This window comes from Paraburkholderia sp. JPY465, assembly GCF_050436725.1.
Lineage (GTDB): Bacteria > Pseudomonadota > Gammaproteobacteria > Burkholderiales > Burkholderiaceae > Paraburkholderia > Paraburkholderia youngii.
The window spans coordinates 397,612-410,853 of the sequence record NZ_JBNDMT010000003.1; the positions used below are offsets into that span (position 1 = coordinate 397,612).

Annotated in this window: 14 protein-coding genes, 2 tRNA genes and 1 pseudogene; 8 read left to right on the forward strand and 9 right to left on the reverse strand. The window is 64.1% G+C overall.

Features of this window, described 5'->3' with window-relative positions; translation table 11 throughout:
• The first annotated feature begins 11 nt into the window (after positions 1-11).
• Positions 12-830, forward strand: coding sequence for an ankyrin repeat domain-containing protein (locus tag QFZ94_RS16365; protein ID WP_368584972.1), 819 nt, complete (start codon positions 12-14; stop codon positions 828-830).
• A 20-nt stretch (positions 831-850) separates the two neighbouring features.
• Here QFZ94_RS16365 and QFZ94_RS16370 read toward each other — a convergent pair.
• The 3 genes and pseudogenes from QFZ94_RS16370 to hemN form a co-directional block, all read right to left on the reverse strand.
• Positions 851-1,004: pseudogene (locus QFZ94_RS16370) on the reverse strand (integrase); the annotation flags it as partial.
• A 256-nt stretch (positions 1,005-1,260) separates the two neighbouring features.
• Positions 1,261-1,345: transfer RNA gene (locus tag QFZ94_RS16375), tRNA-Leu, on the reverse strand.
• 121 nt (positions 1,346-1,466) lie between these two features.
• On the reverse strand, positions 1,467-2,852 hold the full coding sequence (gene hemN, locus QFZ94_RS16380) for an oxygen-independent coproporphyrinogen III oxidase (RefSeq protein WP_429458209.1): 1,386 nt from the start codon (positions 2,850-2,852) through the stop codon (positions 1,467-1,469).
• Between the two features lie 179 nt (positions 2,853-3,031).
• Between hemN and QFZ94_RS16385 the strand changes: the two genes are divergently transcribed.
• From QFZ94_RS16385 to QFZ94_RS16395, 3 genes are all read left to right on the forward strand, one after another.
• The gene (locus QFZ94_RS16385) at positions 3,032-3,334 is read left to right on the forward strand and encodes a YkgJ family cysteine cluster protein (protein WP_429458211.1); all 303 of its coding nucleotides are present in this window, start codon (positions 3,032-3,034) and stop codon (positions 3,332-3,334) included.
• 83 nt (positions 3,335-3,417) lie between these two features.
• The gene (locus QFZ94_RS16390) at positions 3,418-4,011 is read left to right on the forward strand and encodes a DUF1439 domain-containing protein (RefSeq protein ID WP_018434505.1); all 594 of its coding nucleotides are present in this window, start codon (positions 3,418-3,420) and stop codon (positions 4,009-4,011) included.
• Between the two features lie 90 nt (positions 4,012-4,101).
• The gene (locus QFZ94_RS16395) at positions 4,102-4,938 is read left to right on the forward strand and encodes an undecaprenyl-diphosphate phosphatase (RefSeq protein WP_410851855.1); all 837 of its coding nucleotides are present in this window, start codon (positions 4,102-4,104) and stop codon (positions 4,936-4,938) included.
• Positions 4,939-5,007: 69 nt separating this feature from the next.
• Here the strand turns inward: QFZ94_RS16395 and trmB are convergent, their stop codons facing one another.
• Together trmB and QFZ94_RS16405 are read right to left on the reverse strand one after the other, a co-directional pair.
• Positions 5,008-5,814 carry a tRNA (guanosine(46)-N7)-methyltransferase TrmB gene (trmB, locus tag QFZ94_RS16400; RefSeq protein WP_410851854.1) on the reverse strand — a complete coding sequence of 269 codons (807 nt, stop codon included), beginning with the start codon at positions 5,812-5,814 and terminating at the stop codon, positions 5,008-5,010.
• 126 nt (positions 5,815-5,940) lie between these two features.
• Positions 5,941-6,014 (reverse strand) — tRNA-Gly (locus QFZ94_RS16405).
• Between the two features lie 224 nt (positions 6,015-6,238).
• On the opposite strand from QFZ94_RS16405, the gene QFZ94_RS16410 reads away from it, so the two are divergent.
• Positions 6,239-7,951 carry a methyl-accepting chemotaxis protein gene (locus tag QFZ94_RS16410; protein WP_429458214.1) on the forward strand — a complete coding sequence of 571 codons (1,713 nt, stop codon included), beginning with the start codon at positions 6,239-6,241 and terminating at the stop codon, positions 7,949-7,951.
• 145 nt (positions 7,952-8,096) lie between these two features.
• Here QFZ94_RS16410 and QFZ94_RS16415 read toward each other — a convergent pair whose 3' ends face one another.
• The 3 genes from QFZ94_RS16415 to QFZ94_RS16425 all read right to left on the reverse strand — a co-directional run bounded on the left by QFZ94_RS16415 (position 8,097) and on the right by QFZ94_RS16425 (position 10,169).
• On the reverse strand, positions 8,097-8,660 hold the full coding sequence (locus tag QFZ94_RS16415; RefSeq protein WP_368584966.1) for a YggT family protein: 564 nt from the start codon (positions 8,658-8,660) through the stop codon (positions 8,097-8,099).
• A gap of 156 nt (positions 8,661-8,816) precedes the next feature.
• Positions 8,817-9,137: an EthD family reductase gene (locus tag QFZ94_RS16420; protein WP_018434500.1), complete on the reverse strand. Its 321-nt coding sequence runs from the start codon at positions 9,135-9,137 to the stop codon at positions 8,817-8,819.
• Between the two features lie 96 nt (positions 9,138-9,233).
• Positions 9,234-10,169 carry a Rossmann-like and DUF2520 domain-containing protein gene (locus QFZ94_RS16425; RefSeq protein ID WP_429458216.1) on the reverse strand — a complete coding sequence of 312 codons (936 nt, stop codon included), beginning with the start codon at positions 10,167-10,169 and terminating at the stop codon, positions 9,234-9,236.
• Between the two features lie 271 nt (positions 10,170-10,440).
• Between QFZ94_RS16425 and QFZ94_RS16430 the strand changes: the two genes are divergently transcribed.
• From QFZ94_RS16430 to QFZ94_RS16440, 3 genes are all read left to right on the forward strand, one after another.
• The gene (locus QFZ94_RS16430; protein ID WP_013090236.1) at positions 10,441-10,602 is read left to right on the forward strand and encodes a hypothetical protein; all 162 of its coding nucleotides are present in this window, start codon (positions 10,441-10,443) and stop codon (positions 10,600-10,602) included.
• A gap of 387 nt (positions 10,603-10,989) precedes the next feature.
• Positions 10,990-11,304 carry a hypothetical protein gene (locus QFZ94_RS16435; RefSeq protein WP_368584963.1) on the forward strand — a complete coding sequence of 105 codons (315 nt, stop codon included), beginning with the start codon at positions 10,990-10,992 and terminating at the stop codon, positions 11,302-11,304.
• A 207-nt stretch (positions 11,305-11,511) separates the two neighbouring features.
• Positions 11,512-12,477 (forward strand): threo-3-hydroxy-L-aspartate ammonia-lyase, encoded by a 966-nt coding sequence (locus QFZ94_RS16440; protein ID WP_429458219.1) that lies wholly within the window; start codon positions 11,512-11,514, stop codon positions 12,475-12,477.
• 71 nt (positions 12,478-12,548) lie between these two features.
• Here the strand turns inward: QFZ94_RS16440 and QFZ94_RS16445 are convergent, their stop codons facing one another.
• Positions 12,549-13,229: a LysE family translocator gene (locus QFZ94_RS16445; RefSeq protein WP_429458221.1), complete on the reverse strand. Its 681-nt coding sequence runs from the start codon at positions 13,227-13,229 to the stop codon at positions 12,549-12,551.
• Between the last annotated feature and the right edge of the window lie 13 nt (positions 13,230-13,242).

The following is a 13,242-nucleotide window of genomic DNA, read 5'->3' on the forward strand; positions in this document are numbered from 1 at the left end:
GGCTGAAAGCGATGAAAACACTCAGCCGAATCCTTATCGTGCCGGTGCTGTTACTGGCGCTATCTCCTGTGGTTCATGCAATGAAAAAATTTCCCGCCACTGATTTTTTTAGCGGCCCGCAACTCGAACTGGCGCAGGCCATCGAACGCGGCGACATGGAGCAGGTCCGGCGACTGGCACCAACGACCGATCTGAACACGCCGGGACGCAAGAACATGACGATGCTGTTTTTTGCGTTTCAGGAAGCATTGCAGCGCGACCCGCATCGGCTTGCGGTTGCGTCGGAGGTGGTGAGGGCCGGGGCCGATCCTTTGCAGACCGTACCGGATTTTGGTAGTCCCCTCGGAGTGGTGCTCAACAGCTCGCACCCGGAATTCCTGAGCGCGATGCTGGACGGCGGGGTTGACCCCAACACCATGATCGAGGGCCGCAGACCCATCATTTTCTTTGTTGCAAGAGAGTCGACATCCGACTCACTCAAGCTGCTGGTCGAGCGCGGCGCGGATGTGAACCGACGCGATTCGTTGCGCAATTCAGTGCTGTATGAAGCGCTGGCAAATCGCGCACTGGATCAGATTGACTACCTGCTGGATCATGGGGCAAAGCCCAACACCTACAACATTAACGGCGAGTCATTCCCATTAGGGATCTGGGACGACCTTAATACCTTCGCGCCTGATTCACCGGCCTACAGGAAGCTGGTCCGAATTCGGGACCGCATCATCAGCATGGGCGTGAAATGGCCTCCCGAGACTCCGGAACAGATCAACGCACATTGGGGAGCCAATCCTCCGCGCCGGCTCGATGACAGCAAGCTTCCGCTGCCTTGAGGCAGAAACGGAAAGGGCTATTTCAGTTCTTCATGCAGGATCGTGCGCGCCATCGCCCGGAAGCGGTGGCCGGTGATCTTCCGTGCGCGCATCGTAGCCAAGCCGCCGAAGCGCGGCATTGATAGCCGCTTCACTCATCGGGTGCTTGATATCGCGTGCGCTGGGGAACCCGTAGCTTTCCGGCAAAACGGTACTTGAAAATGCATCGCTTGTTGCTCGTTGGCGTGACGAGCAGCAGCCCGCCGCCGTACAGCTTCTGCAGTTTTTCACCCGGCTTCGTGTTACGGATCGTGGCAACGCGCCAAACGGCCCCTGATGGGGGTTGTAATCGCTGGTGAAACCTTGGAGACCACAGCAAACAAAAACCCCGCTCAGCGCTGGCTGTCGGGGCTTCGTGGGAACCGTTGAAACCGGTTGAAGAGTGTTTGTTTGGTGCCCAGGGCCGGAATCGAACCGGCACGCCTTGCGGCGGGGGATTTTGAGTCCCCTGCGTCTACCAATTTCACCACCTGGGCAGATACTGCGGCGCGCTTCAGAAGTTCAGCGCGCGAGGAAGACGCAGATTATGGCCGAAAATCGGTCGACGGGCAAGCCGATTACCTTCACCCGCCGCAGCGCGTGCGCGGCGAGCAGTGCTCAAACCGTGCGCGAGAACCGTGTGAGCGTCTGCTCGCCGAGATAGCGGTCGAATACCATCGCGAGATTGCGCACGAGCATGCGGCCGGCCATCCGCACTTCGAGCTTGCGCGCGCCGAGCGAGATCAGCCCGTCGTCCTCGAATGCACGCAAGCGCGCGAGTTCCGGCGCGAACGTGTCGGCGAAGCGGATGCCGTACGCCGCCTCGAATTCGTCGAAACGCAGTTCGAGGTTGCACATCAGCTGCGTGATCACGTCGCGCCGCAGACGGTCGTCGGCGGAAAGGCGGATGCCGCGCGCGATCGCGAGCCGGCCCGCATCGATCGCGTCGGTGTAGGCGGGCAGCTCTCGCGCGTTCTGCGCGTACACGTCGCCGACCTTGCCGATCGACGAGGCGCCGAAGCCGATCAGATCGCACTCGGCCCGCGTGCTATAGCCCTGGAAATTGCGATGCAGCGTGCGCTGCGCCTGCGCGCGCGCGAGATCGTCGGTGGGCAGCGCGAAGTGATCCATGCCGATGTACACATAACCCTCCTCCGTCAGCCGTTCGACCACTCGTTGCAGCAGCGCGAGCCGCTCCTCGCTCGACGGCAGCGTCGCGGCATCCATCTGCCGCTGCATCTTGAAGAGCTGCGGCATGTGCGCATACGCGAACACCGACAGCCGGTCCGGCGCGAGTTCGAGGATCGTGTCGAGCGTGCGGCTGAAGCTCGCGACCGTTTGATGCGGCAGGCCGTAAATCAGATCGACGCCGATCGAATGAAAACCGTGTGTGCGCGCCGCTTGCATCACCGATGCGGTCATCTCGAACGGCTGGATGCGATTGATCGCCTGTTGCACGCGCGGATCGAAGTCCTGCACGCCGAGGCTCAGCCGGTTGAAGCCGAGATGGCGCAGCAGCGCGATCGTGTCGGGCGACGCCTCGCGCGGATCGACCTCGATCGAATATTCGGCTTGATCGTCGGGCAGCAGATTGAAGTGCTCGCGCGTTGCGGCCATCAACTCGCTCATCTCATGATGCGACAAAAACGTCGGCGTGCCGCCGCCCCAATGCAGTTGCGACACGGGCCGCTGCGTATCGAAACACGCTGCCTGCAAGCCGATTTCGCGTTTGAGCCGCTCCAGGTACGGCCGCGCATGCGCGCGATTTTTCGTCACGACCTTGTTGCAGCCGCAGTAGAAGCACACGGTGTCGCAAAACGGAATATGGAAGTACAGCGACAGATCGATCGGCGCGGCGCCCGGGTCGGCGGCGGGGCGGCGGTAGTCGGCGGTGTCGAACGATTCGCGGAACTGCGGCGCGGTCGGATAGGACGTATACCGGGGACCATTCGCGCTGTAGCGCGCGAGCAGGTCGGGGCGGAACAGGGTGTCGGCTAGGGACATGAGCGGTATCGGACGGTGGGCGGCGCTCGCGGCGTATCGCGTGTGCATGGCCATTCGGTAGTTTTCAGTTTAAGTGCGCGTCTGCGGGCTCCGTTCGTGTAAAAAGGTCGCACAGACACGCAGTGGCACAATGCGGGTCTGGCAACGCGTTGCCAAGGTTTGAGTTCAGGAAAGATGACGTGGATCAAAGGTTGAACAGCGCACGAGTGGACGATCACGCGTGCCGTCCCGATTGCGGCGCGTGCTGTATCGCGCCGTCGATTTCGAGTCCGATTCCGGGCATGCCTAACGGCAAGCCTGCGGGCGTTCGCTGCGTGCAACTCGGTGACGATCTGCGCTGCGCGATCTTCGGCCGGCCGGAGCGGCCCTCATGCTGCTCGGGTCTGCAACCGCAACAAGAGATGTGCGGCGCGAATCGCGGTGAAGCGCTCGCGTGGCTCACGCAACTCGAGGCGCAAACACAACCGGCATCGCATCCATGATGCGCGGCATGCGATAAGCGCCATCATCCACCTCACAGCCAACGCAAGCCGATGTCCGCAAGGGCTTCCACAGGAGATTTCGCATGACCCGACCCGCAGCGCCGGCCCGGCGCCGCTTTCTGCGCGCCGCGCTGACCGGCTGCAGCGTGCTTGGCATCACTGTGTCGCTCGCGGCGTGCGCGAGCCCGACTTTTCCGTTCATGCCGTCGCAATACACGTTCTCGCAGAAGCAGGTGCAGGAGGCCGTGCAGCGCAAATTCCCGTATCAGCGCACGGTGTCGCAGGTGTTCGACGTCGCGCTGAGCAATCCGGTGGTGGGCATGTTGCCCGATGCGAACCGCGTGCAGGTGAAGCTCGACGCGCGTTTCGCGAGCCCGTTCCTGCAAGAGCCGGTCGATGGCGTGTTCACTTTGTCGAGCGAACTTGCCTACGACGCGGCGAGCCGTTCGGTGATCCTCAAGTCGCCAAGTGTCGATAACGTCAGCGTGAGCGGCCAGGCGCAGATGTACACGCAGCAGATCAACGCCGCCGCGGCGCTGCTCGCGACCCAATTGCTGACCAACTATCCGATCTACACGTTCAAGCCCGAGCAACTGCAATTTGCCGGCGTCCATTACGAACCCGGTACAATCACCATCCTTTCAAACGGCATACGCGTGCAGATCGTCGAAAGATGACGTGCACGTGCGGCCACGAGGGCCGCGCATGCCAGTCATGACCGTGCAGGCCCATTTCGTTGCGACAACCAACTGCGATAAGGGACACGGATGGACTGGCTACTGGCTTGCAAAGCGCTGATTCTCGGCGTGGTCGAGGGTTTGACGGAGTTCCTGCCGGTGTCGAGCACCGGGCATCTGATCGTCGTCGGCAGTCTGATCGATTTTTCCGACGAGCACGCGAAGACCTTCGATGTCGTGATCCAGCTCGGCGCGATTCTCGCCGTGTGCTGGGAGTTTCGCCGCCGCATCGGCAACGTGATCGTGGGTCTGCCGAACCGGCCGGAAGCGCGCCGCTTCGCGCTGAACGTGATCATCGCGACGATTCCGGCGATCGTGCTGGGCCTGCTGTTCGAAAAGTCGATCAAGGAGGCGCTGTTTGCGCCGGTGCCGGTCGCGTTCGCGCTGGTTGCGGGCGGCGTCGTGATCCTGTGGGCGGAGGCGCGTCAGCGTGCGCGCGGCGACGCGGCGGTGCGGGTGCGCAGCATCGACGACCTGAGCCCGCTCGATGCGCTGAAAGTCGGCCTGGCGCAGTGTTTCGCGCTGATTCCGGGGACTTCGCGCTCGGGCTCGACGATCATCGGCGGCATGCTGTTCGGCATCGAGCGCCGTGCCGCGACCGAGTTTTCCTTCTTTCTCGCAATCCCGATCATCTTCGGCGCGACCGCCTACGAGCTGTACAAGGATTGGCATCTGCTCACCACCGACGCGCTTGGCAGCTTCGCGCTCGGCTTCGCGGCCGCGTTCGTCAGTGCGTTCATTTGCATCCGCTGGCTGCTGCGCTACGTCGCGTCGCACGACTTCACGGTGTTCGCGTGGTATCGCATCGGCTTCGGTCTGCTGATCCTGCTGATCGGCTATAGCGGCGGGTTGAGCTGGGCCGATTGAGGTTGGCCGTGCGATGAAAAAAGGTCCGCAAATGCGGACCTTTTTTCGTTGGCTTGCCGTTTCGTCGCTTCACGCGGCGGCGCGCTTGCGGAACACCAGGTCCCACACGCCGTGGCCGAGCCGCAGGCCGCGCCGCTCGAACTTCGTCACCGGACGATAGTCGGGCCGCGGTGCGTAGGTGTCGGCGGTGTTTTCTAGCAGTGGATCGGCGCCGAGCACTTCGAGCATCTGTTCGGCGTAGTTCTGCCAGTCGGTCGCGCAATGCAGATACGCACCGGGCTTCAGGCGCGACACGAGCAGCGCGACGAACTTCGGCTGGATCAGCCGGCGCTTGTGATGACGCGCCTTGTGCCACGGATCGGGGAAGAAGATGTGCACGCCGTCGAGGCTGTCGGGCGCAATCATGTGCTCGAGCACTTCGACCGCGTCGTGCTGGATGATGCGGATGTTCGTCAGCGACTGCTCGCCGATCAGCTTCAGCAGCGCGCCGACGCCGGGCTCGTGGACTTCGACGCCGAGGAAGTCGTCGCCGGGCCGCTGCGCGGCGATCTCCGCGGTGGTCGCGCCCATGCCGAAGCCGATCTCCAGCACGCGCGGCGCTTCGCGGCCGAACACGCCGGTCCAGTCGGGCTGCTGCGGCGTGTAGGGCACGACGAAGCGCGGGCCGAACTCATCGAGCGCGCGGCGCTGGCCGGTCGACACGCGACCCGCGCGCGTGACGAAGCTGCGGATGCGGCGGTGATGAAGCGTGTCTGCCGGCGCCGCACCGGGCGTACCGTCGACGTGGTTCGTCCCGTCGCGGGTGGAGTGGTCTGCGGCGCTGGTGGGAGTCGGGGAGTCGTCCGGGAGACCGGAGTCGTTTGGATCGTGGATCATCGTCGATGCTGCTGCAAGGGTGAGGGCTGCGCGGCTTGCGCGCTGTGCCGGGCCGTTGCCACTACAAAAAAGCCGCCTTCAGGGAGGCGGCTCTTGCTAGCTTCCGCTGAATTCTCAGCAGGAAAGTGGAGCGGGCGATGGGAATCGAACCCACGGCTCTAGCTTGGGAAGCTAGGGTATTACCATTATACGACGCCCGCGGAACTCGCGATTTTACAGGCTTTTGGGCGGTTTGGGCAGGGGTATGGTTCGCGCGCACGAACGGCCGCCTCGTCTTTTCGCGTCGACGGTCAGAACGGCGCGCGTCTTCAGATGGCGTCTGCACCTGCCGTTAACCCGAATGCTGCCCAACATCGTGCGCTTGCGCACCCGCAAGCCGTCACGCTCGCGGCGCTCCCCATCCTGTTCAAGAGACTTTCCCAAGATGCAGTGGTTTTCCAATCTGAAACTGAGCCACAAGCTGGTCGGCTCGTTGATGCTGTGCGCGTTCGTGACGGCCATCGTCGGCACGGTCGGTGTGCTGAAGGTGCGCGAAGTCGCGACGATGCAAACCGAAATGTACGACCGCGAATTCGTGCCGGTGCGCGACGACGGCACCGCCGCGTGGCAGGCGGCCTCGCACTTCCGTCGCCTCTATTCGTACATCCTGAATCCGGAGCCGGCGGGCCGCGCCGATACGGTGCGCCTGAATCACGGCGGTGAAGCGGCGATCCTGGCGGCGTTCGACTACGAGCGCAAGCACGCGACCACGGACGCGCAAAAGCAATTGCTGAGCGACTTCGACGCCGCCTATCCGGCCTATATGAGTTCGGTCGCGAAGGTGATGGCGCTAGCCGACCAGGGCGATCAGACCGGCGCGCTCGCCGAACTCAAATCGACCACCGACCCGCTGCACGTCAAGCTGCGCACGCTGATGATCAAGCTGTCGGACGTGCGCGATGAGTTGGCCAGACAGCGCGTAGCGAACGGCGTCGACATGGTTCGCTCGGTGACGTGGTGGATCGCGAGCTGCGCGGTCGTCGGCGTTGCGATTGCGATCGGCTTGGGGCTGCTGGTGACGCGGGCGGTCGTGCGGCAGATCGGCGGCGAACCGGCCGAAGTCGCGAAGGTCGTCGAGCAGATCGCGGGCGGCGACCTGAGCCAGCGCCTGCACACCGGCGCCGCCGACGAGCGCAGCATCCTGCGCGCGGTCGCACACATGCAGGAGCGTCTGGCGTCGACGATCGGCTCGATCCGCGAGAGCGCCGAGTCGGTCAGCATCGCTTCGCAGCAGATCGCGAGCGGCAACATCGATCTGTCCGCGCGTACCGAAGAGCAGGCCGCTTCGCTCGAACAGACCGCGGCGAGCATGTCGGAGTTGACGCAGACCGTCGGCCGCAACAGCGACAACGCGCGCAACGCGAGCGCGCTCGCGACTCAGGCGGCACAGGTCGTCAACACCGGCAACACGGCGGTCGAGGGCATGGTGCGCACGATCGGCGAGATCAGCGGCAGCTCGACGAAGATCTCGGAGATTACCGGCGTGATCGAGGGCATTGCGTTTCAGACGAATATTCTTGCGTTGAACGCGGCCGTCGAGGCGGCGCGCGCGGGCGAGCAGGGGCGCGGCTTCGCGGTGGTCGCGAGCGAGGTGCGCAATCTGGCGCAGCGTTCGGCTAGCGCGGCGAAGGAGATTAAGGAGATGATCACGACGTCGGTCGCGATCATCGAGGGCGGCACGCAGCAGGCGGCCGAAGTCAGCACGACGATGGCGGATATCAAGGACGCGATTCATCGCGTGTCGGACATCGTCGGCGAGATCGCGACGGCCTCGGAAGAGCAGAACCGCAGCATTCACCAGGTCGGCCAGGCCGTCACGCAGATGGACGAGACCACGCAGCAGAACGCGGCCCTCGTCGAACAGGCCGCGGCGGCCGCGCAATCGCTCGAAGCGCAGGCGCGCAAGATGAAGCAGACGGTGTCGGTGTTCCGGACCGCGGAGAGCCGCGGTTTTGCGGCGGCCGTGTCGAAGCCGGCGCGGGCGTCGACTCAGGCGCCGGCGCGCGTGCGTGTCGACCAGCCGGCGTTGCCGCGACCCGCGGTGGCCGTGCCAGCGCGCGAGCGCGTGGCGGCGACCGCGGCTGCGGAGGGCGACTGAAGTACGTTCTGATCCACGGCTCGCGACCCAGCCTGGCGATCCGAAAATTGACCGCCTGAGGCGGTCGAAGCCGCCACAACGATCAGCAGACACGAAAACGCCGCCGCGTGCGGTCGCAAGCGGCGGCGTCTCCAACGCGCTCAGGTCAGATCACAAAATAAGTCAGTTGGACCGCCGCGCGCGTGACGACCATCTGCAGCACTTGCACGATCACGAACAGCAGGATCGGCGACACATCGATACCGCCGAACTTCGGCAGCACGCGGCGCAGCGGATTCAGAAACGGCGCCGTCAGCTGATACAGAATCGGCATCGCCGGCGAGCGCGGATTGAGCCACGACAGCAGCGCCATCAGGATCGTCATCCAGATGATCAGATTGAGCGCCCATTTGATCGCAGTGAGTACCGCGACGATCAGCAGCGTCGGCACGAGCGTCAGCGGATCGGCACCGGTCATCACGATCATCAGGAGGACGTAGATAATCGCGGCGATCAGCGTCGCGGCCACGCTCGCCCAGTCGATCCTGCGCGTGCTCGGCAGAATGTGCCGCAACGGCAGCACGATCCAGTTGGTCGCTTGCAGCACGGCATTCGAGACCGGGTTGTACGGCGGCAGGCGCACGACCTGTAGCCACGCGCGCAACAGCAGCGCCGCGCCGAACAGCGTGAAAATGGTATTGAGCAGAAAACGGGCGATATCGCCAAACATCTCGTGTCCTTATGCTTCTGATAACGGCCACCGGCGGGCCGCGGGCTGCCGGCGTCGCCCGATCGGTGCGCGCCAGCGGTTTTCTGGATTAACTCGTTAGCCAACCGGAGGTTCGACGCCATTGCGCACCGCCTACCAGTGGTTGTCTGTCCGGCATCACACGGAAATCCGGACCTCGCTGATCAGGATCGTGCCGTTGCCGCCGTCGGTGTAGTTCGGGATATCCGCCAATAGTTGCTCGGACGCGGGCTTGAACACTTCATAGAAGTCGTCCGCGCTATCGAACAGGAAGTGACCCGCTGCCACGTAAGGCGGCGGCGTGCCGGGCGGTCCGGCGTTCAGGCCCGCGTCGACCGACCAGCCTTTCAGCGCCGGCCCGAACAGTTTCGCCGCGAGCGGCATATGGGTCGCGCAGTAGTAGTCCATGTCGAAGCGGCCATTTTCCCGGTACGGGTAGAGGATGCTGACCTTGATCATTGTGCGTTCTCGTCTGTTGATCCCGAGGCGCGGCGCGGGTCGTCGCGTGATTCGCGTCTGCTTCGCCCGGCGCGCCGGACGTCACATTATCACGGCTTACTCAACGCTTGCACCTGCTGCCGCCCGATTCAGCGAGCGGCCCAGCGATTCTTCCACAGCTTCGGAGATCGCTTCAATCGTCGCGGGCGGCGCGGCGCGCCGTCGCGCGAGGTTGACCGCGCGGCGCGTCAGCAGACCGTACAGCGCGGCATGGTCGCCGTCGAAGCTTTCGAGCAGCGCCAGCTGCTTCTCGACGACACCGGTGTCGCCGCGCGATACCGGTCCCGCGAGCGCGTTCGGCAGGCCCTTGTCGCGCGCGGTTTCGATCGTGCCGGCGAGCATCGGCAAGAGAGCGCGCAGCGCGTCGTCTTCGGCAAAGCCGAGCGTGCGCCACAACGCGACGCATTCGGCGAGGCTGCAGAGCGCAAAGCTCGCCGCGTAGTGCGCGGCGGCGTGATACAGCATGCGGCCGCCCGGCGGAATCGACAGCGGATGGCAGCGCAGCGCGAGCGCGAGCGCGGTCAGCGTCTCCTTCAGTTCGCCGTCGGCTTCGATCGTCACCGAACAGCCGGCGATCCGCTCGAGATCGGCGAGCTCGCCGCTAAATAGATACAGCGGATGAAAGCCGCCGATCGCCGCGCCCTGATCGCGCGCCTGCGCCAGTAATTCGACCGGCGATGCGCCGCTGCAGTGCACGAGCGCCTTGCCGGGGTGGCTTGCCGCATCGCCGCCAAAGCGGAGAGTGTGCGCTGTCGTACCGATGCTGTCGTCGGGAACGGCTAAAAAAACGATATCGGCGGCGTCGACGACCCGTTGCGGGTCGGTTGAGGCCGCGCAGTGTGCGATCTGGGCGGCGAGCCGGCGCGCGGAATCGGCCGAGCGGCTCGCCACCGCGGTGACCGGGTAGCCGGCGCGCGCAAACGCGAGCGCGAGACAGCGCGCAAGCCGCCCCGCGCCGATGAAGCCGACGCGCGGCAAGGAAGACTGGGACATGGTCACCTGCTCCCGACGGATCGTGTGAACGGGAAAGCAGCAGTATCTCGCATCCGGCGCAGCGCGAGCGCGATCCGGCCCCTCGGGTCGACACCTGTCGTCGGATGAGTTTGCGGGCGATATGGCGCCAACGGTCGGTCATCGGGTGGCGCGACGCCCATGGGTGTGAAAACTGCTCACAATCGTAGTGACAGGAACAGTGGTCGATGAGCCGGTTTTGACCGTCGTATTTTCGTACTTCGTTCGCAGTCAGAAAATCGGGAGGGTAGCGATGAGTATTTTTTCTTACCGAAAACACTTGCGGTTCCTGACGCACGCCCAGCGCCGTCGCTGGTGGGATCAGAAAAAACGCCTGACGCCGCGCGTGCGGATCAGCGGCGCATACGTGCCGCCCAATGTGTCCCGCGAATTCGTGTACGTGAAGGTCGGCTAGGCGCGCGGTCTTCACAGGTGAGAAAATGCCCGGCTCGAGTCATTGAGCCGGGCATTTTTTATTGGGAAATTCCTCCGGGCTGTCAGGATTGAATCGAATTTGTAATTAAAGTTTACCGATGCGCGAACTCTAGCCCCTCGCGCACGATCAGACCTATGACACGCGGTCCGTCGCTCGCGTGCAACCCCTTGATTCACGGCTCATTTTGCGGTCGTCGCGGCGGCGCGTAGGCGCGCTCGTGCGGCGCCCGGCCAAACGCTTCGGCTCGCCCTTGCAATTTGCAACAAATGCGAACAGTTCGGCCGGGGCTTTTTAGATACATTGATTCCGCAGCATGCGAGGCATGCGCAGTCGGCGACCTTGGCAGGCCGCGCTAGGAGAATAGAAGTGAAAAAGATCGTTCCGTTTGTCGTTGCAGCCGCACTCGGCTTGGGACTAGCCGGGGCTGCTGAGGCAGGTGTTTCCGTCGGTATCGGCCTTGGGGTGCCGATCGCGCCCGCCTATCCGGTCTATGCGGCGCCGCCGCCCGTCTATTACGCGCCGCCGCCTCCGCCGGTGTATGCGCCGCCGGTTGTGGTCGCACCGGCTCCAGTAGTGGTCGGCGGCTATTACGGCTATGGCCACCCTTACTATCGCGGCTACTACCACGGCTACCGTGGCTACTATCGCGGCGGCTACGGACACCCGTACTATCGTCATTAAGAAGCGCGGGCGCGCATGACGCGCGCGGGAACGTCGACGGCGTAACACAGGCTTGTGCCGGGTTACGCCGCTTCTATTTGTATCGCTGGATTTTTGCTTTCCGCAGGGTTCCTCGCAGGCGTCGCGCGCTCCCGCAAGCACCATTCCAAAGCATCGATGAAGCTGGGAGAATGGCTGCTTCGCCACCGCTTCAGGAGAGCTTCGCCGATGCAAGCGCTTCCCGCTCCCACCTTCGATGACGTCCTCGACGCCGCCACGCGTCTCGAAGGCGTCGCGCACCGCACCCCCGTTCTGACGTCGAGCACGTTCGACGAGCGCACTGGCGCGTCGGTGTTCTTCAAGTGCGAAAACTTCCAGCGCATGGGCGCATTCAAGTTCCGCGGTGCGTACAACGCGATTTCGCATTTCGACGCGGAGCAGCGCAAGGCGGGGGTGCTGACCTATTCGTCGGGCAATCACGCGCAGGCGATCGCGCTGTCGGCGTGTCTCGCCGGCATTCACGCGACGATCGTGATGCCGCACGACGCGCCCGAGGCCAAGGTCGCCGCGACCAAAGGCTACGGCGGTGAAGTGATCACGTACGATCGCTACAAGGAAAATCGCGAGGAAATCGGCCGGCGCCTAGCCGAGGAGCGCGGCATGACGCTGATTCCGCCGTACGACCATCCGCACGTGATCGCCGGGCAGGGCACCGCGGTCAAAGAGCTGATCGACGAAACCGGCCCGCTCGACATGTTGTTCGTGTGCCTTGGCGGCGGCGGGCTGATCAGCGGCAGCGCGTTGTCGGCTGCTGCGCTGAGTCCGGCTTGCACGGTGATCGGCATCGAGCCCGAAGCGGGCAACGACGGCCAGCAGTCGCTCGCGCGCGGCGAGATCGTCCATATCGACACGCCGCGCACGATCGCCGATGGCGCCGCCTCGACGCATTTGGGCCATTACACGTTCGCGGTCATCCGTCGGCTGGTCGCGCGAATCGAAACGGTCAGCGACGCGCAACTGATCGAGACGATGCGCTTTTTCGCGCAGCGCATGAAGATCGTCGTCGAACCGACCGGTTGCCTCGCGGCGGCGGCGGTGCTGAATGGCATCGTGCCGGTGAAGGGCAAGCGCGTCGGCGTGGTGGTGAGCGGCGGCAACGTCGATTTGCCGAAGCTCGCGCAGTACCTCGCCTGAGCGACTGACGCCGAGACGCATGAAGAAAAAACGGCTCGCCGATGCGAGCCGTTTTTTTATTCTGGATCGCTTCAGCTTGCCACTTGTGCGGTGCTCTGTACGATCAGGTCGTGATACCCGTTGACGATCACGCTGTACGAGAAATACGCGAACAGCAGCGCCGACAGAACGTGACACGCCCGCAGCAGACCGGCACCCGCGCGCTTGCGTCCGTGGCTGCCAAGGCCGCAGATAAAAAGCGTCCAGCACAGGCCGCCGAGAAAGAAGCCGCCGAGGAAGATCAGAGCAGTCGTCGGGCTCGTTGCGCCGGCTTTCGCGATCAGCGCGCCGCCGACCGCCGCGAACCACAGGATCGCTGAAGGCGACGACACCGCCAGCAGCACGCCACGCAGGAAGCCGCGCCATGGCGACTGATGCGGCGCAGTAGCGTCGCCTTCGCCGGCTACAGCGGGCGCCGTGGCTGGGAACATCGCTTCGCGCCCCATCTTCCAGGTGAGAAAGAGCAGGATCGCCGCGCCGCCGATCCACACGACCCAGCGCACCGATTCGAACTGCAGCAGCGCGGCCATGCCCGCGAGCGCGAGCGCCGCGTAAATGAGATCGCCGACGCACGAGCCGAGGCCGAGCCAGAAGCCCGGCCGGAAGCCGTGCGACAGCGTCAGGGAAATGATCGCGACGTTGACGAGACCGATATCGAGGCACAGCGACAAGGACAGAAAAAAACCGTCCGACATCATTGAAAAAGCGTGCATCCGCGCGAGCGCT